Here is a 20,024-nt window from a genome sequence, read left to right as displayed (position 1 = left end):
GCCTCGCCGGCGTTTGAGGCGCGGGGGTGGGGCGGAGTCCCTGGAGCTGGAGCTAGAGCTTCAGCCCGCCCTTGATCGTGGTCAGCGCGCGGTCCACCAGCTCGATCAGATCGTCCTGGTGGTCGCGCGCGGCCCAGTGCAGCATCACCTCGCGCAGCGCCCCGAGCACCGCCGCTGCGAAGATCCGTACGTCCAGGTCGTCGCGGTCGCGGCCGGTGCGGTCGGCCAGCGCCTGGACCAGCAGCTCCGAGGTGGTGGCCATGGTCTCGGTCATCCTGGCCCGGATCGCCGGGACCTCCACCATCAGCCTGGTGCGCTGGATGACCTCCTCGCGCTCCTCATGGATGAAGGTCCGCAGGGCGTGCGTCGTCACATGCCGGATCGACTCCAGCGGGTCCTCGCCGGCCGGCCTGGCCCGCAGCGCCGCTTCCATGAGCGGGTCGTACTCGTCGGTGAGGACGATGTCTTCCTTGGTCGGGAAGTAGCGGAAGACCGTGGAGGGCGAGACCTCCGCGGCTTCCGCGATCTGCTCGATGGTGGTCGCCTCGTACCCCTGCTCGGCGATGAGACCGTACGTCGCCCTGCGGATGGCGATCCGCGTCTTGAGCTTCTTCCGCTCGCGCAGACCCGGCTGTGGCTGCGCATTGGCGACGGACGAGTCGCGCGAGGGGGTACGTGTGGTGGCGGCCATGTTCGTCATTGTCCTGTATCGACCGGGGCGGGAGTCACGTCCGCGTGGTCATCGTACGGAGAGTTGATGCCAAATGACGCCAACTGTCGAAAGGCGGCCGGTGTCAAGAAAATGGGCCGTGGCGGCGATGCCACGGCCAGGGCCGGAAGAGTGGTCGGAAGGAGCGCCCGGAAGGGGTGAGAGGGGTTACGAGTGCTGGTAGGCGACCATCGAGATGCCCACGTAGTGCACGACGAACGCCGCGAGGGTGAGGGAGTGGAAGACCTCGTGGAAGCCGAACCAGCCCGGTGACGGGTTCGGCCGCTTGATTCCGTAGATCACGCCGCCCGCGCTGTAGAGCAGCCCGCCGACGATCACAAGGACGAGCACGGCGATTCCGCCGGCGCGCATGAATTCGGGCAGGAAGAAGACCGCCGCCCACCCCATCGCGATGTAGCAGGGGGTGTAGAGCCAGCGCGGGGCGCCGACCCAGAAGACCCGGAAGGCTATTCCCGCCACGGCCGCCACCCAGACCGCCCACAGCAGCGTCCGGCCGCTGGAATCGGGGAGGAGGAGCATCGTCAGCGGTGTGTAGGTGCCCGCGATGATCAGGAAGATATTGGCGTGGTCGAGCCGGCGCAGTACGGCTTCGCCGCGCGGGCCCCAAGTGCCACGGTGGTAGATCGCGCTGACGCCGAAAAGCAGGCACGCTGTGAAGACGTAGATCGCGCAGGCCACCCGGGCGCGGGTGGAATCGGCGAGTGCCGTGAGCACCAGCCCCGCGACGAGTACGGCGGGAAACATTCCGGCGTGCAGCCAGCCGCGCAGCCTCGGTTTCACCGGGGTCGGCTCTATCTCGGTCACTTCGGGCGCGGCAGAGGTCATGTCGAGGATGGTACCTACGCAACCGTAGGTAACGCGCGCTTCGCGCCAGGCTCACAGCGGTTGGCCCGAGCCCGCTCCGGGTTCGCGGCTTCGGGTTCGCAGCTCAGGTCTCACCTCCGGTTTGCAGGTTTTGAGTGATGAGTGGTGATGCTCACGTGAGAGGTCCTCTGGACATATGCGCACAGGACACCGATCATCAGATGAGTGCGGTCGGCACCGGATGAGCGGGCTACGAAGCATCCGGGTCGCAGCCCCCACGGGGCAACAACCTTCAAACCCCTCACTTAGGAGCGATCGTGGCGCGCGACATCGCGGCTCCCGGCACCGTCCCCACCAACCACCAGGAGCTCGTCGACTGGGTCGACGAGATCGCAGCAATCACGGAGCCGGACAGCGTCGTCTGGTGTGACGGATCCGAGGCCGAGTACGAGCGCCTGTCCGAGGAGCTCGTCGCCAAGGGCACGTTCAAGAAGCTGGACCCGATCAAGCGCCCGAACTCGTACTACGCCGCGTCCGACCCGAGTGATGTCGCCCGGGTGGAGGACCGCACCTTCATCTGCTCCGAGAAGGAGGAGGACGCGGGCCCGACGAACCACTGGAAGGCTCCCGCGGAGATGAAGGACATCTTCGCGGGCGAGCAGGGCATCTTCCGCGGCTCGATGCGCGGGCGGACCATGTACGTCGTGCCGTTCTGCATGGGACCGCTGGGCTCGCCGCTGTCCGCGATCGGCGTCGAGATCACCGACTCCGCGTACGTCGCCGTCTCCATGCGCACGATGACGCGCATGGGCCGGCCGGTGCTGGACGAGCTCGGCACCGACGGCTTCTTCGTCAAGGCCGTCCACACCCTCGGCGCCCCGCTCGCCGAGGGCCAGGCCGATGTGCCGTGGCCCTGCAACTCCACCAAGTACATCTCGCACTTCCCGGAGACCCGTGAGATCTGGTCGTACGGCTCCGGCTACGGCGGCAACGCCCTGCTCGGCAAGAAGTGCTACGCGCTGCGCATCGCGTCCGTCATGGCGCGCGACGAGGGCTGGCTCGCCGAGCACATGCTGATCCTCAAGCTCACCCCGCCGCAGGGCGAGTCGAAATACGTCGCGGCGGCCTTCCCGTCCGCCTGCGGCAAGACCAACCTCGCGATGCTCGAGCCCACGATCTCCGGCTGGACCGTCGAGACGATCGGCGACGACATCGCGTGGATGCGGTTCGGCGAGGACGGCCGGCTGTACGCGATCAACCCGGAGGCCGGTTTCTTCGGCGTCGCGCCCGGCACCGGTGAGCACACCAACGCCAACGCCATGAAGACCTTGTGGGGCAACGCCGTCTTCACCAACGTCGCGCTGACCGACGACAACGACATCTGGTGGGAGGGGATGACGGAGGAGACTCCGGCACACCTCATCGACTGGAAGGGCAACGACTGGACGCCGGAGTCCGAGACCCCGGCCGCCCACCCGAACGCCCGCTTCACCGTGCCCGCCTCGCAGTGCCCGATCGCCGCGCCGGAGTGGGAGGACCCGAAGGGTGTGCCGATCTCGGCAATCCTCTTCGGCGGCCGCCGCGCCTCCGCCGTCCCGCTGGTGACCGAGTCCTTCGACTGGAACCACGGGGTCTTCCTCGGTGCGAACGTCGCCTCCGAGAAGACCGCGGCCGCCGAGGGCAAGGTCGGCGAGCTGCGCCGCGACCCGTTCGCGATGCTGCCGTTCTGCGGCTACAACATGGGCGACTACATGGCCCACTGGGTCAAGGTCGGCGCGGACAAGGACCAGGCGAAGCTGCCGAAGATCTACTACGTGAACTGGTTCCGCAAGAACGACGCGGGCAAGTTCGTGTGGCCGGGCTTCGGCGAGAACAGCCGCGTACTGAAGTGGATCGTGGAGCGTCTGGAGGGCAAGGCCGAGGGCGTCGAGACGCCGATCGGCATCCTGCCGACGCGTGAGGCACTCGACACGGAGGGCCTCGAACTGCCGGAGGCCGACCTCGACTTCCTCCTCAAGGTCGACAAGGAGGTGTGGCGCGAGGAGGCCGCTCTGATCCCCGAGCACCTCAACACCTTCGGCGACCACACGCCGAAGGAGCTGTGGGACGAGTACCGCTCGCTGGTCGCCCGTCTCGGCTGAGCACAGCTGAAGGCTGAACAGCTGAAGAAACGTCGCGGCGGATCAATCCGACACCCGCCCTGACCTGTGGGGTCACACAGGTCCGCCGCGTCCCCGGCCCCCGGAGCCCCCTCACGGCACCGGGGGCCGGGCCTTTCTCGACGGGCGGCAACAGCCCAGCCGGTCTCCTTGGCGTCAGCGCCGGCCGACTTGACAAACTTTCTTGCCGAGGCGGCAAATGGTGAGATGGCCGACGACGACATTCCCGGCGTGCTGACCGCTGTTGGCCCGCGGCTGCGGGCCCTGCGGCACGACCGCGGCACCACCCTGGCCCAGCTGAGCGAGACGACCGGTATCTCGCTCAGCACCCTCTCGCGACTGGAGTCGGGCAAGCGCAAACCGACCCTGGAGCTCCTGCTCCCGCTGGCCAAGGCGTTCGCCGTGCAACTGGACGAACTGGTCGGCGCGCCGCCCACCGGCGATCCCCGTATCCACCCGCGCCCCTTCACCCGGCACGGCCAGACCTTTGTGCCACTGACCCGCCATCTCGGCGGTCTGCACGCCTACAAGCAGATCCTCCCCGTCAGCAAGGCGTCGGGCGTACGGCCCGACCAGCGGACGCACGAGGGCTACGACTGGCTCTACGTTCTGTCCGGCCGACTTCTGCTGGCCCTGGGTGAGCACGACATCGTCCTCACCGCGGGCGAGGCCGCCGAATTCGACACCCGTACTCCTCACGGCTTCGCCAACGCCGGACCCCAACCCGTCGAGTTCCTCAGCCTGTTCGGGGCGCAGGGCGAGCGCATGCACGTACGGGCCCGCCCCACCGGCACGTGACCGGGACCTCCACGCTCGCGTCGACACATGATCCGCGCCCGCCGGCGGCCCGTGGTTCCCGCTCGAGGCGGGCGCGCTTGTTCGCCGACACGCCGGAGCCTCCCTTCCCGCGGTGGGGAGGGAGGCTCCGGCGTTGAGGCGTCGGGCAGTGGGTGGCACCCGGCCCACGCGCCTCCGCGGCCCGTGAACCGGGGCCGTCAGTGGGCGCCGACCAGATGCAGTTCGGTCAGCGCGGCGGTGTGCGCGTCCATCCGCTCGGCGGAGAGGATGGCGGCGGCAGTGTCGGCGCGGGATGCCGCGACGACGAGCGCGCGGCCCGCGAGAGCGTGCGCACGGCGGTGCAGGGCCGCAGGATCGGCGCCGCTCAGGCCCGCGTGGCGGGCCGGCGGGGCGCCGCGCAGGCGGGAGATCTGGGACGCGATGCGCTCGGCGGCCGTATCGAGACCGAGCTCGTCGGTGACGGCGAGCAGCGCGGACAGATGCCCGGCGAGCTGGATGTCCAGCTCTTCCTCGCGGCTGCGGTGCGGGTACTCGGCATCGTCGGCCATCGAGTGGAGTGACCTGGTGCGAATCGGCTCGTACATGGGGATGGCCTCCTGCTCAATGTCAGGAGACCATCCTAGCTTGGATTCTGTCTAAAGTTGAGTCGGGTCGTGATTTTTTGCTAGGGATTGGCTCAGGGCTGGCTGTAGCCGTCCAGGAACGTCCCGATCCGCGTCACCGCGTCCGCCAGGTCGTTCGCCGCCGGCAGCGTCACGATCCGGAAGTGATCGGGCTCCGGCCAGTTGAAGCCCGTACCGTGCACGACCATGATTTTCTCGGTCCGCAGCAGATCGAGCACCATCTGCCGGTCGTCCTTGACCTTGTAGACCCTGGGGTCGAGGCGCGGGAACAGATAGAGCGCGCCCTTCGGCTTGACGCAGGTCACGCCCGGGATCTGGGTGAGCAGGTCGTACGCGACATCCCGCTGCTCCAGGATCCGCCCGCCCGGCAGCACCAGGTCCTCGATCGACTGCCGGCCGCCGAGCGCGGTGGCGACCGCGTGCTGCGAGGGCATGTTGGCGCACAGGCGCATATTTGCCAGGATCGTCAGGCCCTCGATGTACGAGGAGGCGTGCGCCTTCGGGCCGCAGACGGCCATCCAGCCGGAGCGGTAGCCCGCCACCCGGTAGTTCTTGGAGAGCCCGTTGAAGGTGAGGACCATCAGGTCCGGGGCGATCGCAGCGGTCGGCGTGTGCGTGGCGCCGTCGTAGAGGATCTTGTCGTAGATCTCGTCGGAGCAGACGACCAGGTTGTGCCGACGGGCGATCTCGGTGAGGCCGCGCAGCATCTCGTCGCCGTACACCGCACCCGTGGGGTTGTTCGGGTTGATGATCACGATCGCCTTGGTGCGGTCGGTGATCTTCCGCTCGATGTCGGCGAGGTCGGGCATCCAGTCGGCCTGCTCGTCGCACCGGTAGTGCACGGCGGTGCCGCCGGCGAGCGAGACGGAGGCGGTCCACAGCGGATAGTCCGGCGCCGGTACGAGTACTTCGTCGCCGTCGTCGAGCAGCGCCTGCATCGACATCTGGATCAACTCGGAGACACCGTTGCCGAGGTAGATGTCCTCGACGTCCAGGTCGATGCCCTTGGTCTGGTAGTGCTGCATCACCGCTCGGCGTGCGGACAACAGCCCCTTCGCATCGCCGTAGCCGTGCGCGTCGCCGAGGTTGCGGAGGATGTCCTCGAGGATCTCGGGCGGGCACTCGAAACCGAAGGCGGCGGGGTTGCCGGTGTTGAGCTTGAGGATGCGATGACCTGCTGCCTCCAGCCGCATCGCCTCCTCGAGGACCGGGCCCCGGATTTCGTAACAGACGTTGGCGAGCTTCGTCGACTGGATCACCTGCATGTCTGCGAGCTTACGGGCGCGTAACGCTGATCGCCCCGTGTTTTCGGCCACGGGGAGGGGACGCGAATGTCCGGTTTGGTGTATCTCTCGGTGAGAGCGGCTCCGTCCCTTCGAAAGGGCCACCCGGACGGGCCGGACACCTGCGGATTGGGTCGCGGGGGCGAGAGGGAATCGGTTCGGTGTTGTCCGCGTCACCTTCGCTGTTTCCTTCGCATTGACCTGTGACTGCCGTACGGCTCCGGCGCGAGCTCTCGCCGAGTCATTGCCGAGTCTCCGTCCGGCTGTCCGCGGTGCGCCCTACCGTCGTGTCATGAGCCTTCTGAGCCATGACCGCTACTGCGACGAAATCGTCGCGCAGACCGAGCTGTTGAGGTCCACCATCGAGGACGCGGACCTGACCGTCCCCGTGCCCTCCTGCCCGGGCTGGAACACCGGCCAGCTGCTGCGGCATCTCGGCGGCGGCCTCCGCTGGGCCGAGGCGATCGTACGGACCCGGGCGGCGTCCCCCCTTTCCGACGAACACTTCCGCGACCTCTCCGCGTACACCGACGAGGATCCGGCCGTACTCGGCCCCTGGCTCGCCGAGGGCGCCGCGCGGCTGGCGGACGCACTGCGCGCCGCCGGGCCCGACGCGGAGCTGTGGACGCCGGTCCCCGGAGAGACGGCGAAGTTCTACGCCCGCCGCTTTGCGCACGAGACGGTCATCCACCGGGCCGACGCGGCCTTGGCCGCCGGCGCGGGGTTCGCCGTCGACGAGGAGGTCGGTATTGACGCCCTGGACGAGTGGATGGAGCTCGGCTCGCTGCCACAGATCTTCGAGTACCACCCCGAGCAGCGCGAGCTCCTCGGCCCCGGCCGCACGCTCCACTTCCACGCTACGGACACCGCGCCGGAGGCGGCGGCGGAGTGGTTGGTGGACCTCACCGGCGACGCGATCGCCTGGCGCCGCACGCACGAGAAGGCCGCGGTGGCGGTGCGCGGCTCGCTGACCGACCTGCTGCTGGTCGTGTACCGCAGACGGCCGGCCCGCGCCGACGGCATCGAGATCCTCGGCGACGGGACGCTGCTCGACTTCTGGCTGGAGCGGGTCGGCTTCGGCTGACCCTGACCGGCGGGCCTGCCACTCGATCAGCCTGGACTCGCGAGGACCCGGCCCTTGGCCTCAGGACACCCCGGCCACTCTCGGAGATCACGCGTCCTCCCGACGCCCGCCGACCCGCCGCACCACGCGCAGCAGGTACTCCCGGCGGTTGAGCGGATCGTGGTCGGTCCGCCGACGGGCCGGGATTGTGCCGGTGACGGGCTGGTACCGGTCGAAGGCGCATTCCAGCACGCCCTCGCCGCGTGTCAGCGCCGGTAGTTGTTGCTCCAGCTCGTGCACCCCGGCCGCCGGGATCTCGCCCTCCACCACGTACGAAGGACCCCGCATCGCCGGTGCTTGTGGCACGGCACGCAGCCGGGCCAGTACGGGCAGGACCGGTCCGAACGTGTCCGCAGGGACCTCGAGGTGGAAGCGGTGCACCGGCTCGTACACCCTGGTGCCCGCCTCCTGGAGCGCGCTCATCAGAACCAGCGGTGTCAGATTGCGGAAGTCCCCGGCCGTGCTCGACATGCTCTTGTCGAAGGTGCCGTGGGCGTGGCTCTGCCGCGGCCAGTATCCGGAGTGCGTCATCGTGACCGTGCAGTCGGTGACCTCCCATCCGTAAATCCCTTGGTACAGCGTCTCTTTCACGGTGTCCTCCACCGCCTTCATGAGCGAGAACGGCATCGACCCGAGCTCGACCTCCAGCCGGAATGCGACGCCGCTGCCGGCCGGCGCCGGATCGATGCGCAGACCGACGGTCGCGAGAAACGGATTGGGCTCCTTGTCGATGATCTCGACTGCCGTGCCGGTGCCGAACGGCCGTTCCATGCAGATGGTCGTCGTCTCGCGGAAGGTGACGTCGATACCGAAGTCGTCCGCCAGCGTTGCCTGGATGACCTCCTTCTGGACCTCGCCATAGAGCGAGACGGATACCTCTCGCCGAATGTCGTCCTGCCGCAGATTGATCAGCGGGTCCTGCTCGGCGAGTTGGGTGAGCGCGAGGTGCAACGCGCCTTTGTCGGCGGGGCGGCAGGGGACCACGACCGTTTCCAGGGTCGGCGGGGCGAAATGCTGATCTTCCGGGGCCGGGGCCGGGGCCGGGGCCGGGCCCGGGGTCCGGGCCGGGGTTTGCGAGGCGCCGATCGCGTCGCCGATCCGGACAGCGCCGAGACCCCACAGCTTGCCGATCTGCCCTGCGCCGACCGACGCGCGCCGGACGGCTGAGCCGCGGTCGAAAACGCTGATCGCGGTGACCCTCCCCTCGTCGTCCCCGCGGAAGCGCAGCCGGTCCCGCGTGTGTACCGCTCCCGAGAACATGCGGACGTACGCGATCTTCTCGCCGGCCGAACCGCGTTCGACCTTGAAGACTGTGCCCGAAACCGGGCCGCAGGCGTCGCCTTCGGTCGCGGGCAGCAGCTCCCTGATACCGGCGATCAGCGAATCCACGCCCGCGCCTGTGACCGCCGAACCGAAGAACACCGGATGCACCAGAGCCTGCCGGGTCTGCGACGCCAGCTCGCCGCGGAGTTGTCCGTAACTGACTGCCGTCTCGTCGTCGACGTACGCGGCCAGAAACGCATCGCTGTGGTCGGCGAGCAGATCGACCAGCCCGGAGGTGAAGCCGGTGTCGGCGGCGGTGTATGGCGCGTAGTGCGCGTCGTGGGTGCCCAGTCCGCCGGCCGATCCCATCGGGATGACCGCCGGGGTCAGCTTCTCGGAGATGCTCCGCAGTACGCGTCCGTCGCGCGCACCACTGCGGTCGATCTTGTTCACGAAGATGAGCGTGGGAATGCGCAGGCGCCGCAGTGTCCGCATCAGTACGCGGGTCTGCGCCTGCACGCCCTCCACGGCGGAGACGACCAGTACGGCACCGTCGAGCACGCTCAGCACCCGTTCCACCTCGGCGATGAAATCCGGGTGACCGGGTGTGTCGATCAGATTGACCGTGACGTCATCGATGGCGAACGACACGACGGCGGACTTGATCGTAATGCCGCGTTGCCGTTCCAGCGCCAGGGAATCGGTCTGCGTATTGCCGTCATCGACGCGGCCGATCTTGTCGATGACACCGGCGGAGTGGAGCAGCCGCTCGGTCAGGCTCGTCTTACCGGCGTCGACATGCGCCAGAATTCCCAAGTTCAGCGTTCGCACGAAGTGTCATGTCCTCTAGGCAGGTGGAAATTACCTTCTGGGTGGACATGAACGCAGTGCGCATTACCGTCTCCTGGGTCGATCGGGCTGTTACCCGGGTAGTGCAGCAGACGGCCACACGGGGGGCAACCGATTTACAAGCGCGCGCTCGGACCGGCCACCGAAGGGCGGCCGGTCCGAGCGCAGAACCTCAGCACAGTCCTGTCAGGGCTCGTCGCACTCCTTCCAGGCCAGCCGGTAGATGGTGTTGATGGCACCGTCCGTCGAGTCCATGGTCATGAAGCTGGTCGTCTTCTTCGGATCCGATGTCCCCGCGTTGACCCGCACTTCAGTGTTGATGTTGAAGTTGCGCTTCACGCCGCACGCCGCCCAGACCAACTGCCCCCATTCCGTGGAGTCGGTCGCATTCCAGTTGTCGTCGAGGGGGCCCCGGAAGGGGTGATTTCTGGCCGCTGTGTCCGGCGAGCCCTGGAAGTAGTACGACGCCTTCTGCATCGCGGTGGCGCCGGACTGCAGGCTCGCGAAGCCGCGGTAGTCGGCGCTGGCGATCGCGTATGTGAAGCCTTGTGGGACATGCACGACCAGGTTGAGCTGGCAGTTCTTCCGGAAGTCGGTCGGGTTCGCACCCACGCCCACCTTCGCGAGGTACTCGCTGTAGGTCACGGTGAAGGCGGTGCTGTCCTCGGACACGGCGACCGCGGCGGACCCCGGGCGACAGCCCGATCCGTTGACTGTCGCGATGTCGATCGTGATTTTGTCCGGGGGCGTGATGCTAACGGCGGAAGCGTTCTGAGAGGCCAGCAACGAAGCGAGAATTGCCGCTGTCGCGCCACCCGCTAAAAGTGCACGGGACATGATTCTCCCATCGGGGAAATGTGAGGGGTCCATCCGGAAGTGACCATGGCTAGCCGTGACCATGTCAACCCTTCAAGCATTTCCGGGTGCTTCTCGAAGAGCCGGATCGAGTGGAATGGTAGGTAGCCAAGCGGGGGCTGGCTAGGGCCGTTATCGGCCTCTCGTCGATACGCCGGAACCAGCCATCAGAGAAAAGCGGCACCGAGGCGCACTTTCGTGCCCCTCGGTGCCGCTTTGTGGAGAATGTCAGTCGTTGGAGCAGGTGTTGCCCATGGCCGGGTTCAGCAGGCCGATCACGTTGACGGTGTTGCCGCAGACGTTGACCGGCACGTGGACCGGAATCTGGATGACGTTGCCCGACACGACACCGGGGGACTCCTTGGCGGTGCCATCGGCCCCCGCGTCCGCCATGGCGGGGGCAGCGCTGCCCATGGCCATGACGATGCCGGCGACAACCACTGCAGCCTTCGTGTGCTTCATCGTTTTGATCCTTTCAGCAGTGGTGCTGTACGCAAGCCCGACCTTCGCGCTGCGCTTCCAGTTCCCTGTTCATGAACACCCCTGCAGGACTAGTAACGATTCGATTCCCGTCAAGAAGCCTCAATATGGCCGCCAACTCGAAAAGTCACTCGTATGCAGCACGGCAGAGTTATCGTACTGCCGGGAAGATTCTTTGCGATAATGTTTTTCTTGCTTCTCGGTATGCCTTTTCTGCCTTATTGGAACTTTTGTTTCCCTGAATAAGTGCCCGCTCGAACGTATGGCGCTCGGGGGCGGGCTGATCAACTCTGTTCGAAGGGTTTGGTTCCGTGCGTTCACTCGAATGCCGCAATTGTGTCATATGTGACCCGTTTTAAATGCCGGCGGAGGGCCTTCGAGAGGTCCTCCGCCGGGCGAGGCAGATCGCCGAGCGAACCCGGATGCGCCATGCCAACAGGTGGCATGACTGCTCCACGGCGCAATGCGCCGCCGGCTGGAGGTATTTACCCGGATGGATCCCGTACACGTTCTGCTCCGCCATTCCATCACTCCGGGACGGCCACCCGGCCCCGGATTCACCCTTTTGCCGAATTAATTCCGCACAGCCGGACAATTCCTGATCAAGGCGCCGCGGGGGCACTCGGCGCGCAATCAGGCGATGAAAACAATATGAAAATCGCGGCGACCGGCCAGGTGTCCGTACAACACGGAACGGACGCTGCCTGCCCAGGGCATGTTGAGCGACCTCTGGACTCGTGAGGATCGTTTCTGCGGGCTCACTCACATGGCCCGCATTGGCGCGCTCGTAGGGTAATTGGGCTGAACAGGGGTACCAGCATCATCGGCCGTGTCATCTCTATGGGGAACCCGTTTCGATCTGTGTGAGCCCTGATTGTGGGCAGAACATCGAGCAGAAGGTGCTATTTCCATGAAGACTGCCAAGAAGGCCGCCCTGGTGCTGGTCACCGCTGGTCTCGCCGCCGGTGCCGCCTCCGGTTCCGCGTTCGCCGACTCCAAGGCGAACGGCACCGCCAACGAATCGCCGGGCGTGGTCTCCGGCAACCTGGTCCAGGCTCCGGTACACGTCCCGGTGAACGTCGCGGGCAACACCGTCAACGTGGTCGGCCTCCTCAACTCGGCCTCCGGAAACGCCGCCTCCAACGGCTGACCCCCGCGCTTCGCCACACGAGGGTGGCGCCACCGTTGCCGATCGGTGGCGCCACCCTCTCGCTGTTCTGAGCTGTGCATAAGCGGGAGGGGGTGCGACCGCCGACGGTCGCACCCCCTCCCGAACATGCTGCCGCAGACGGCCCGTTCAGCCGCCCAGCTGGATGCCGCCCAGCATCGGGGTGACCGCGCCCGTGCTCTTCAGAGCCTGCTGAGGGGCGTCGCCCTTGACGTTGTTCATGTCGATCGCCGTGTCGGCGACCTTGGCCACCATGGACTCGTCGCTGCTCGGCAGTGTCTGGCCAAGGGCCTGGTCAAGGCCGGCCTTGAGGGTCGTGGGGGGCATGGGCGTCGTCGCGGCGACCGCGGGAGATGCCGCCCCCATTGCCACCACGGAGCCGGCAATGATCGCAGCAACCCTTGAGTACTTCATCTCTACGACTCCTGTTCTCCGGCTGCGTTTCTCGCCGCCGTCGACATGGGTAACGACACGCGACCGCAGGAGGCACCCCTGGCTTCTGGCCTTTCGGTACCGGCGAGTCCTACGTGATTTCCAACTAGCTTTCTGACAAAGTGCACTCCTACTTTGTTACGTTGAACGAACATGCTCCGGAACGGCGCCGCCGGAGCGAACAGCGACGAACCAATGCTCCGGCTCTCCGAGCGGCACGGAAGGCGTACGGGCTGGAACGGCACCGCGTTCTCTTTGTGTCGGCAGATTCTCGCCGCTGAATTTCACGGCGGCGCTGCTCGCCCGAGCCATCTGAAGTCCGCGTACGAAGAGAGCCGCCCGTGCTGCAGAGAAGTTGGAGTGAGAAGAGCCAACTGACGATTTTTCACCTGGTGCAGCCGGTGGACGGGGGAGTCGCACGCGTCGTCACCGACCTGGTCAGGGCACAGGTCGCCGAAGGCTTCCGAACTGTCGTGGCCTGCCCGCCCGGCGGGACGCTCGCGTCGGACGCCGCGGCGGCCGGAGCCCGGGTGTACACCTGGGCCGCCGCAGGCGCCCCGGGCCTCCAGCTGGTCAGGGAAGTCCTTACCGCAGCCGGCCTCATCCGCCGCAGCAGCCCCCATCTCGTCCACGCGCACAGCGCCAAGGCAGGGCTCGCCGCCCGCCTCGCCGTACGCGGACGTGTTCCGACCGTCTTCCAGCCGCACGCCTGGTCCTTCGACGCGGTGGAAGGGCGCGCCGCCGAACTGGCGCTGAAGTGGGAGCGGTACGGGACCCGTTGGACCACCCGGACCCTGTGCGTCAGCGAGACCGAGCGGAGGGCCGGGGAGCAGGCCGGAATCGCCGCCCGCTGGGCCGTTGTCCGTATGGGCATCGACCTGCGCCACTTCAGCCCCGACGACACGGTGAGCAGCACGTCTGCGCGGGCCGCGCTGCCGCAGCTGAGCCACATCCCGGCCGCCGCGCCCCTGGTGGTCTGCGTCGGCCCGCTCTGCCGGCAGAAGGGCCAGGACATCCTGCTGAAAGCCTGGCCGCAGGTGAGCGCGGCCGTGCCCGACGCCCGTCTGGTGCTGGTCGGGGACGGGGTCGACCGGGAAGCGCTGATGCGACTCGCCCCTCCGGACGTGGTGTTCGCCGGGGTGTGCCGGGACACCAGGCCCTGGTTCCGCGCGGCGGACGTCGCCGTGCTCCCCTCCCGCTGGGAGGGCGTGGCGCTCGCCCCGCTGGAGGCGATGGCCTGCGGCCTTCCTGTCGTGTTGTCCGACGTCGGCGGGGCCGGCGAGAGTCTGCCGCCCGGCCACGAAGCCTTCGGACTCGTACCGCCGGAGGACCCGCCGGCCCTCGCGGCGGCGCTCACGACGCTGCTCACCGCGCCGGAACTGCGGCGATCGCTGGGCCACCAGGCCCGGACCCACACACGGGCGACATACGACGTGCGGGAGACCGCCGCAGCGGTCTCGGGCCTCTACCAGGAACTGCTGCACCACCTACTCCCGCATCAGGAACTGCTGGGCTCGCCCCGGCCCAGGACGAGGAAGCGCACCCAGTGATGACCACGGAGAGCGCGCCGACGTCCCACATCGCCCAGGCGACAGGCCGGGCCACCCCGTTCGGCCCGCGCAGCTTCGGCCCGCGCAGCTTCGGCCCGCGCAGCTTCGGCCCGCGCGGCTTCGGCTCACGCAGCTTCGGCAGACGCGGCTCCGCCGCGGGACTGCTCGTCGCCGACGGACTCACGCCGGCCCTCACCGTTGCGCTCTGCCCGAACTGCCCCGGCCCGGACTCGTGTTCGCCGTGCACGCGGCGGTCCCGTCGGCGCTGCAGACCTGCCGGACGCCGTCTCGCCGCCTGCCCTCGCGACGCCGGAGGACGTCAGCCGAGCACGGACAGCGGCTCGCCACCCGCGCGCAACGGGTGCTCCCCGCCGACGCCTTCGTGGTGTACGCGCCCGCCCCGGACACCACCCCTCGACCGAGAGAGCAAGCCGATGACCGACTCGCCCGAGCAGGAGCCCGCCACCCCCGGATCGCCGTCGCAACGAATCGGCGCACTCCTCGCGTGGGACACCCCACTGCCCAACTGGTGGGCGCCGCCCGCCTGTTTGCAGGCAATGCCGCCGACCGAGTCCGTACTCGCCGGCGAGCGGGAGCTGGTGTGATGGCCGGCGAGCGAACGGTCATTTCCGTCAGGCTGTGCCGCGATCCCCGCGACTTCGCCGGGCTCCGCCCGGAGTGGGAGGCGCTGCAGCGCCGGTGCGCCACGGCCACGCCCTTCCAGAGCCACGCCTGGCTGCTCTCCTGGTGGCTCTCGTACGGGAGGGGCGGCCGGCTCCGTGTCGTCCTGGTGCGCCGTGGCGGACGTCTCGTCGCGGCCGCGCCCCTGATGCTCGTACATCGTCCGATGCCGCTGCTTGTCCCGATGGGAGGCCAAATCTCCGACTTCGGCGACGTTCTCGTCGACGACGAGCACGCGGAGATCGCCATCACGGGGCTCGAGCGGGGACTGCACCGCGCCGCACGGCACGCGGTGATCGAACTGCGTGAGGTACGGCCGGGGGCGACGGCCCAGCGGCTGTACGAGGCGTGGACGGGGGCGCGACGGCGGCTCACGGACTCGGTCTGCCTGGAGCTCCCGGCCGTCCCGGTCGAGGAGCTCGTCAAGCGGCTGCCGACCGACCGGGCGCAGCGACTGCAGGCCGAGCTGCGCGAGATCGACGCGCTGAAGATCGAGAGCTACGCGGTGCCCGAGCACGAGGTGCCCGCGGCCGTCGACCATCTGCTGCGGCTGCACGAACTCCAGTGGCGGGGGCGCGGGGGCGCCCAGGAACACCTCAAGCCGCGGTTCGCGGAGCATCTGGCACGGGCGACGCAGCGCATGGTGCGGGCCGGCGAGGCCGCGCTGACCGAGTTCCGGCTGGACGGCGAGGTGGTGGCGGCCCATGTGGCCCTGCAGTCCGGGTATCTGACGGGCGGCTATCTGCACGGCGCCCACCCGGGGCTGTGGGAGAAGAAGGTGGACGTGGCGACGATGCTGCTGCGACACGACGCGGAGCTCGCGGCGCGCACGGGCCGGCAGGTTCTGAGCCTGCTGCGGGGCGACGAGGCGTACAAGAGCCACTGGCGTCCGCGGGCCGTCATCAACCAGCGGCTGCTGCTGGCCCGGTCCGGTCTTGAGCCCGCTCTGCGGCTGCGCGCCGCGCAGGCGGGCCGGCGCGCGAGGGCGGCGGGGGGCGTGGACACACGGTTCCGGGGCGCGCGCGGGTGGCGTGCCCGACTGAACGACTGGCGGGCGGCCGGGCGGAGCTAGCCGCCAGGCCGTCGAGCCGACCTCGCCCGGCCGTCGAGCCGACCTCGTCGCCCGGGTGCGCAGGCGGCTGCGCGGCGGGGCGCCGGCCCGGGCGCCGCTTCCGCGCCGCCGATGTCCGGGGCGGAGGTGACGCAGACCGTCCGTGGTCGGTGACCTCGTCAGGCCGGGTGCGGGTCGTGGAGCCAGCCCTTGCGCGGCGGTGGGGGACCGGGGCGGGCGTCCGCTTCGCCCTCCGCCGGCGGCGGATAGTGGGCGAGGCGGATCCACTCGGTGTCAGGCCGGCCCGGCAGGGTGCGGCCGGCGGCGGCCCACTCCTGTTCGAGCTCTTCGTAGATCGGGCTGGCGCCTGCGGGCGGGCTCGTCGGATTCGGGGCTGAGAGCGTCTGGACGCGCTGCCATCGAGCAGGCGCGGTAGTCCTTGCCATAAGCGGCAAACGCGCGCCCGCGGGCGAAGTCACTGCCGGGGTACGGAGCGGGGGGACAGCAGGAACGGTTTTTCGACCCCTTCGCGCGTGTCGGTGAGGTTCGTCCCGGCGGCAGGGTGCTAAGTGGGATGTTTTCGCTCACAAGGCCGTGATGATCCGGAAAACGGCCCGCGGAAGGGGAGCGGCGCGTCCGAGCCGGCTGCGCCGGTGACTCGTCGTCAGTACGCGGGCCGGCGCGAGGGTGCACCGGTGCCGGTCCGCGCCCGGCTGACCGGATTCCGTACCTTGTCGGCCGACGTGAATGCGCCAACAATGCGCATGACAAACCGAAGACTCTTCGGTCACTGAAGTCGCAAGAGGGGACCCCCACATGAACAAGCCTCTCGTCGGCGCGCTCCTCGCCCTGGCACTCCTCGGGGCGGGCGCGGCACCCGCGATCGCGGTCACCACCGCGGACGCGGCACCGGCCGCCACCTCCACTGTTCCCCAAGTCGGCGTCAAAGCAGTCGACTTCGCCGGAACGGTGGCGCTCAGCAACTGTTCCGGATCGGTGGTGCGGATGCCCGCATCGGAGCCCGACGACCCCGCCCTCGTACTCTCCAACGGGCACTGCATAGAGAGCGGCTTCCCGGCCGCCGGTGAGGTCATCGTCGATCAGCCGTCCAGTCGTAGTTTCGGCCTTCTCAACTCCGCGGGCAGCAGAGTCGCCACGCTGCGCGCCAGCAAGATCGCATACGCGACGATGACGGACACCGACATCTCGCTGTACCAACTCACCCGCACCTACGCCCAGATCCAGAGCAGCTACGGCATCAAGGCGCTCGAGATCAACGCCGAGCACCCGGTGCAGGGCACCGCCATCAAGGTCGTGTCCGGGTACTGGAAGCGGATCTACAGCTGCAACATCGACGGCTTCGCGTACCGCCTCAAGGAAGGCGAGTGGACCTGGAAGGACTCGGTCCGCTACACCTCCAGCTGCAACACCATCGGTGGTACGTCCGGCTCGCCCGTCGTCGACAACGCCACGGGCAAGGTCGTCGCGGTGAACAACACCGGCAACGAGGACGGCCAGCGCTGCACCGACAACAACCCGTGCGAGGTGGACGAGAACGGGAAGGTGACGGTGCGCCCGGGCATCAACTACGGCCAGGAGACGTACGGGATCGTGCCGTGCGTCGGCCTCGACAACAAGATCGACCTGGGGCGGCCGGGCTGCACGCTGCCGAAGCCGTGACGCCTGCGGTGCCGTGACGCCCGTGGTGCCGTGACGCCTGCGGTGCCGTGACGCCTGCGGTGCCGTGACGCCCGTGGTGCCGTGACGCCCGTGGTGCCGTGACGCCCGTGGTGCCGTGACGCCTGTGGTGCCGTGACGCTCGCCGTGCCGTGACCCGGAACGGGGCCCCGGCCGGGCCCCGGCGGCGGGGAGCTTCCCTCACCTCGAGTGATCCGTTCATATGTTCGAATACCGAGGTACCCTGGAGGCATGGCAGCACACCTCCAGGGTTCCCTCTTCGACCAGACCGACGAGATCCGTCCCAGTCAGCTGAAGGACGTACGGCGGACCGTGCTCGGGGACGGGGCGTGGATCGATGTCCTGCCCGGATGGCTCGGCGGGGCGGACGCGCTGTTCGAGGAGCTGGCGTCCGGTGTGCCGTGGCGGGCCGAGCGGCGCCAGATGTACGAGCAGGTGGTGGCGGTGCCCCGGCTGCTCGCCTACTACCGGGAGGGCGACGCACTGCCGCACCCCGTCCTGGACGAGGCCCGCGCCGCCCTCTCCGCCCATTACGCCGACGAGCTCGGCGAGCCGTTCGTCACGGCCGGACTCTGCTACTACCGCGACGGCCGCGACAGCGTGGCCTGGCACGGCGACACGGCCGGGCGGGCGTCCCGGGAGGACACCATGGTCGCCATCGTGTCCGTCGGTGCCCCGCGCGATCTGGTGCTGCGGCCCAGGGGCGGCGGCCGGCTCCCGGTGCGCAGGCCGCTCGGGCACGGCGACCTCATCGTGATGGGCGGTTCCTGCCAGCGGACCTGGGAGCATGCCGTGCCGAAGACGGCGCGCTCGGTGGGGCCTCGCATCAGCATCCAGTTCAGGACGCAGGGCGTGCGCTAGGCGGCAGCCGGGCGGGTCGGTGGTCCGTCCGGCGGATGGAGCGGCCGGCCAGCACGTCCGTACGGCGCCCGTCCTCGATCACGAACCTGCCGTCGATCAGCACATGCGGGATGCCGACCGGCAGCGTACGCGGGGACTCGAAGGTCGAGCCCGCCGCGACCGTGTCCGGGTCGAAGAGGACCAGGTCCGCGCGGTATCCCTCGCGGACCAGGCCGCGGTCCGGCAGGCGCAGCCGGGCCGCCGGGCGGGAGGTGAGGTGGGCCACCGTCTCCTCCAGGCCGAGGATGCCCAACTCCCTTGCGTACCGGCCCAGATAGTGCGGGAAGGTGCCGTACGCGCGCGGATGCGGTTTGTCGCCCTGGAGGATGCCGTCGCTGCCGCCCGTGTGGACCCGGTGCCGCATGATCTCCCGGACGTTCTCCTCGTGGCCGACGTGCTGGAGGATCGTCGAGCCGAGCCGGTCGTTGATGAGCAGCCGCCGGGCGGTGATCCACGGGGCCTCGCCGCGCTGGGCCGCCGACTGCGCGATCGTCTTGCCGACGCAGCTCGCGAGCCCCGGGTCGCTCACGCCCGAGATCTCGATGGTGTCCCACTCGATGGGTACGCCGTGGCAGCCGTCCGCGCCGATCTCCTCCATGTGGTGGCGGATCTTCTCGGCGGTGGAGTCGTCGCGCAGGCGCGCCAGGATCGCGTCCGGGCCGCCCTCGCTCGCCCAGCTCGGCAGCATCGCGACGAGCGTGGTGCAGCCGGGGGTGTACGGGTAGGTGTCCAGGCTGATGTCCGCGCCGGCGGCCAGCGCGTCGTCCAGCAGCGCGAGGAGATCGGGAGCCCTGCCCTTGTTCACGCCGAAGTTCATGGTGGCGTGCGCGAGATGGAGGGCGCAGCCGGCGTCGCGGGTGAGCGAGACCATCTCCTCGTACGCCTGGAGAGCCCCGGCGCCGTACGAGCGGTGGTGCGGGCAGTAGTAGCCGTCGTAGCGCGCCACCACCCGGCAGAGTTCGGTGAGTTCGGCGTCGCCCGCGTACATGCCCGGCGTGTAGGTGAGGCCGGAGGACATGCCGACCGCGCCCTGTTCGAGGCCTTCGGCGACGAGCTGCTTCATCCGGGCGAGCTCGGCGGGGGTCGCGGGGCGGTCGTCCCAGCCCACCGCGTACATCCGGACCGTGCCCTGCGGGATGAGGTACGCGGCGTTGACGGCGATGCCCTGCCGGTCGAGCCGGTCGAGGTACTCGCCGACCGTACGCCAGTCGAAGTCGACGTCGCAGCCGTCGCCGTTCCAGCCGGTGATCGCCTTGCGGACTTCGGCGAGGGTGGCTTCGTCGACCGGCGCGTACGACAGGCCGTCCTGGCCGAGCACTTCGAGGGTGACGCCCTGGGCGGCCTTGGCCTCGTGCGCGGGGTCGCGGAGCAGCGCGAGATCGCTGTGCGCATGCATGTCGATGAAGCCGGGGGACAGGGCGAGGCCGTGCGCGTCCAGGACGCGGGTCCCGGACAGGGCGGGGTCGCCCTCACGGCGTACGGCGGCGATGCGGCCGTCGTCCAGGCCGACATCGGCGCGGTACGAAGGTCCGCCGGAGCCGTCGATGACGCGTACGTCGCGGATGACGAGGTCCATG

Annotated in this window: 19 protein-coding genes; 9 read left to right on the top strand and 10 right to left on the bottom strand. The window is 68.9% G+C overall.

Annotated elements, in window-relative coordinates; translation table 11 throughout:
• Window positions 1-52: 52 nt before the first annotated feature.
• Complete coding sequence (locus AB0D12_RS27295; protein ID WP_362688061.1) at window positions 53-691, bottom strand: TetR family transcriptional regulator; 639 nt, start codon at window positions 689-691, stop codon at window positions 53-55.
• 186 nt (window positions 692-877) lie between these two features.
• Window positions 878-1,555 carry a hemolysin III family protein gene (locus AB0D12_RS27290; RefSeq protein ID WP_362688058.1) on the bottom strand — a complete coding sequence of 226 codons (678 nt, stop codon included), beginning with the start codon at window positions 1,553-1,555 and terminating at the stop codon, window positions 878-880.
• Window positions 1,556-1,851: 296 nt separating this feature from the next.
• Here AB0D12_RS27290 and AB0D12_RS27285 point away from each other — a divergent pair, with 296 nt between their 5' ends.
• Both AB0D12_RS27285 and AB0D12_RS27280 read left to right on the top strand, forming a co-directional pair.
• Window positions 1,852-3,675 carry a phosphoenolpyruvate carboxykinase (GTP) gene (locus AB0D12_RS27285; RefSeq protein ID WP_362688055.1) on the top strand — a complete coding sequence of 608 codons (1,824 nt, stop codon included), beginning with the start codon at window positions 1,852-1,854 and terminating at the stop codon, window positions 3,673-3,675.
• 225 nt (window positions 3,676-3,900) lie between these two features.
• On the top strand, window positions 3,901-4,491 hold the full coding sequence (locus tag AB0D12_RS27280) for a helix-turn-helix transcriptional regulator (RefSeq protein WP_362688052.1): 591 nt from the start codon (window positions 3,901-3,903) through the stop codon (window positions 4,489-4,491).
• A gap of 197 nt (window positions 4,492-4,688) precedes the next feature.
• Here the strand turns inward: AB0D12_RS27280 and AB0D12_RS27275 are convergent, their stop codons facing one another.
• Window positions 4,689-5,075 (bottom strand): hypothetical protein, encoded by a 387-nt coding sequence (locus tag AB0D12_RS27275; protein ID WP_327325747.1) that lies wholly within the window; start codon window positions 5,073-5,075, stop codon window positions 4,689-4,691.
• A 92-nt stretch (window positions 5,076-5,167) separates the two neighbouring features.
• A complete protein-coding gene (locus tag AB0D12_RS27270; RefSeq protein ID WP_362688049.1) occupies window positions 5,168-6,379 on the bottom strand; it encodes a pyridoxal phosphate-dependent aminotransferase in 1,212 nt (403 codons plus the stop codon).
• Between the two features lie 310 nt (window positions 6,380-6,689).
• Between AB0D12_RS27270 and AB0D12_RS27265 the strand changes: the two genes are divergently transcribed.
• The gene (locus AB0D12_RS27265) at window positions 6,690-7,481 is read left to right on the top strand and encodes a maleylpyruvate isomerase family mycothiol-dependent enzyme (RefSeq protein ID WP_362688046.1); all 792 of its coding nucleotides are present in this window, start codon (window positions 6,690-6,692) and stop codon (window positions 7,479-7,481) included.
• Window positions 7,482-7,568: 87 nt separating this feature from the next.
• Here AB0D12_RS27265 and AB0D12_RS27260 read toward each other — a convergent pair whose 3' ends face one another.
• The 3 genes from AB0D12_RS27260 to AB0D12_RS27250 form a co-directional block, all read right to left on the bottom strand.
• Window positions 7,569-9,614 carry a translation factor GTPase family protein gene (locus AB0D12_RS27260; RefSeq protein WP_362688043.1) on the bottom strand — a complete coding sequence of 682 codons (2,046 nt, stop codon included), beginning with the start codon at window positions 9,612-9,614 and terminating at the stop codon, window positions 7,569-7,571.
• Between the two features lie 204 nt (window positions 9,615-9,818).
• Entirely contained in the window at window positions 9,819-10,469 is a 651-nt protein-coding gene (locus AB0D12_RS27255; protein WP_362688040.1) for a DUF4360 domain-containing protein, read from the bottom strand.
• A 246-nt stretch (window positions 10,470-10,715) separates the two neighbouring features.
• Window positions 10,716-10,949, bottom strand: a complete 234-nt coding sequence (locus AB0D12_RS27250) for a chaplin (protein WP_362688037.1) — start codon at window positions 10,947-10,949, stop codon at window positions 10,716-10,718.
• 928 nt (window positions 10,950-11,877) lie between these two features.
• On the opposite strand from AB0D12_RS27250, the gene AB0D12_RS27245 reads away from it, so the two are divergent.
• A complete protein-coding gene (locus AB0D12_RS27245) occupies window positions 11,878-12,117 on the top strand; it encodes a chaplin (RefSeq protein WP_362688034.1) in 240 nt (79 codons plus the stop codon).
• Between the two features lie 147 nt (window positions 12,118-12,264).
• On the opposite strand, the gene AB0D12_RS27240 is transcribed toward AB0D12_RS27245, so the two are convergent.
• Window positions 12,265-12,549, bottom strand: coding sequence for a hypothetical protein (locus AB0D12_RS27240; RefSeq protein ID WP_362688031.1), 285 nt, complete (start codon window positions 12,547-12,549; stop codon window positions 12,265-12,267).
• A 359-nt stretch (window positions 12,550-12,908) separates the two neighbouring features.
• Here AB0D12_RS27240 and AB0D12_RS27235 point away from each other — a divergent pair, with 359 nt between their 5' ends.
• The 3 genes from AB0D12_RS27235 (at window position 12,909) to AB0D12_RS27225 (ending at window position 15,870) form a co-directional block, all read left to right on the top strand.
• Window positions 12,909-14,117: a glycosyltransferase gene (locus tag AB0D12_RS27235; protein WP_362688028.1), complete on the top strand. Its 1,209-nt coding sequence runs from the start codon at window positions 12,909-12,911 to the stop codon at window positions 14,115-14,117.
• A 434-nt stretch (window positions 14,118-14,551) separates the two neighbouring features.
• Entirely contained in the window at window positions 14,552-14,722 is a 171-nt protein-coding gene (locus AB0D12_RS27230) for a hypothetical protein (RefSeq protein WP_362688025.1), read from the top strand.
• Entirely contained in the window at window positions 14,722-15,870 is a 1,149-nt protein-coding gene (locus AB0D12_RS27225) for a GNAT family N-acetyltransferase (RefSeq protein WP_362688022.1), read from the top strand. Before AB0D12_RS27230 ends, AB0D12_RS27225 begins: the two co-directional genes overlap by 1 nt.
• 158 nt (window positions 15,871-16,028) lie before the next feature.
• On the opposite strand, the gene AB0D12_RS27220 is transcribed toward AB0D12_RS27225, so the two are convergent.
• The gene (locus AB0D12_RS27220) at window positions 16,029-16,295 is read right to left on the bottom strand and encodes a hypothetical protein (RefSeq protein ID WP_362688019.1); all 267 of its coding nucleotides are present in this window, start codon (window positions 16,293-16,295) and stop codon (window positions 16,029-16,031) included.
• A 370-nt stretch (window positions 16,296-16,665) separates the two neighbouring features.
• On the opposite strand from AB0D12_RS27220, the gene AB0D12_RS27215 reads away from it, so the two are divergent.
• Window positions 16,666-17,529, top strand: a complete 864-nt coding sequence (locus AB0D12_RS27215) for a serine protease (RefSeq protein WP_362688016.1) — start codon at window positions 16,666-16,668, stop codon at window positions 17,527-17,529.
• A 249-nt stretch (window positions 17,530-17,778) separates the two neighbouring features.
• Window positions 17,779-18,408, top strand: coding sequence for an alpha-ketoglutarate-dependent dioxygenase AlkB (locus AB0D12_RS27210; protein WP_362688013.1), 630 nt, complete (start codon window positions 17,779-17,781; stop codon window positions 18,406-18,408).
• Here the strand turns inward: AB0D12_RS27210 and AB0D12_RS27205 are convergent.
• Window positions 18,386-20,023: a D-aminoacylase gene (locus AB0D12_RS27205; RefSeq protein WP_362688010.1), complete on the bottom strand. Its 1,638-nt coding sequence runs from the start codon at window positions 20,021-20,023 to the stop codon at window positions 18,386-18,388. The two genes, AB0D12_RS27210 and AB0D12_RS27205, sit on opposite strands and share 23 nt — an antisense overlap.
• Window position 20,024 lies beyond the last annotated feature (1 nt).

The organism is Streptomyces sp. NPDC048479 (genome assembly GCF_040651435.1).
Classification (GTDB): Bacteria; Actinomycetota; Actinomycetes; order Streptomycetales; family Streptomycetaceae; genus Streptomyces.
This window is presented reverse-complemented; position numbering and strand designations above follow the sequence as displayed.

Bases quoted from the DNA above. Each gene is read 5' to 3' on its own strand.
- AB0D12_RS27295 (WP_362688061.1), bottom strand. From the start codon at position 691: ATGGCCGCCACCACACGTACCCCCTCGCGCGACTCGTCCGTCGCCAAT.
- AB0D12_RS27290 (WP_362688058.1), bottom strand. From the start codon at position 1,555: ATGACCTCTGCCGCGCCCGAAGTGACCGAGATAGAGCCGACCCCGGTG.
- AB0D12_RS27280 (WP_362688052.1), top strand. From the start codon at position 3,901: ATGGCCGACGACGACATTCCCGGCGTGCTGACCGCTGTTGGCCCGCGG.
- AB0D12_RS27275 (WP_327325747.1), bottom strand. From the start codon at position 5,075: ATGTACGAGCCGATTCGCACCAGGTCACTCCACTCGATGGCCGACGAT.
- AB0D12_RS27270 (WP_362688049.1), bottom strand. From the start codon at position 6,379: ATGCAGGTGATCCAGTCGACGAAGCTCGCCAACGTCTGTTACGAAATC.
- AB0D12_RS27265 (WP_362688046.1), top strand. From the start codon at position 6,690: ATGAGCCTTCTGAGCCATGACCGCTACTGCGACGAAATCGTCGCGCAG.
- AB0D12_RS27255 (WP_362688040.1), bottom strand. From the start codon at position 10,469: ATGTCCCGTGCACTTTTAGCGGGTGGCGCGACAGCGGCAATTCTCGCT.
- AB0D12_RS27250 (WP_362688037.1), bottom strand. From the start codon at position 10,949: ATGAAGCACACGAAGGCTGCAGTGGTTGTCGCCGGCATCGTCATGGCC.
- AB0D12_RS27245 (WP_362688034.1), top strand. From the start codon at position 11,878: ATGAAGACTGCCAAGAAGGCCGCCCTGGTGCTGGTCACCGCTGGTCTC.
- AB0D12_RS27240 (WP_362688031.1), bottom strand. From the start codon at position 12,549: ATGAAGTACTCAAGGGTTGCTGCGATCATTGCCGGCTCCGTGGTGGCA.
- AB0D12_RS27230 (WP_362688025.1), top strand. From the start codon at position 14,552: ATGACCGACTCGCCCGAGCAGGAGCCCGCCACCCCCGGATCGCCGTCG.
- AB0D12_RS27225 (WP_362688022.1), top strand. From the start codon at position 14,722: ATGGCCGGCGAGCGAACGGTCATTTCCGTCAGGCTGTGCCGCGATCCC.
- AB0D12_RS27220 (WP_362688019.1), bottom strand. From the start codon at position 16,295: ATGGCAAGGACTACCGCGCCTGCTCGATGGCAGCGCGTCCAGACGCTC.
- AB0D12_RS27215 (WP_362688016.1), top strand. From the start codon at position 16,666: ATGAACAAGCCTCTCGTCGGCGCGCTCCTCGCCCTGGCACTCCTCGGG.
- AB0D12_RS27210 (WP_362688013.1), top strand. From the start codon at position 17,779: ATGGCAGCACACCTCCAGGGTTCCCTCTTCGACCAGACCGACGAGATC.
- AB0D12_RS27205 (WP_362688010.1), bottom strand. From the start codon at position 20,023: ATGGACCTCGTCATCCGCGACGTACGCGTCATCGACGGCTCCGGCGGA.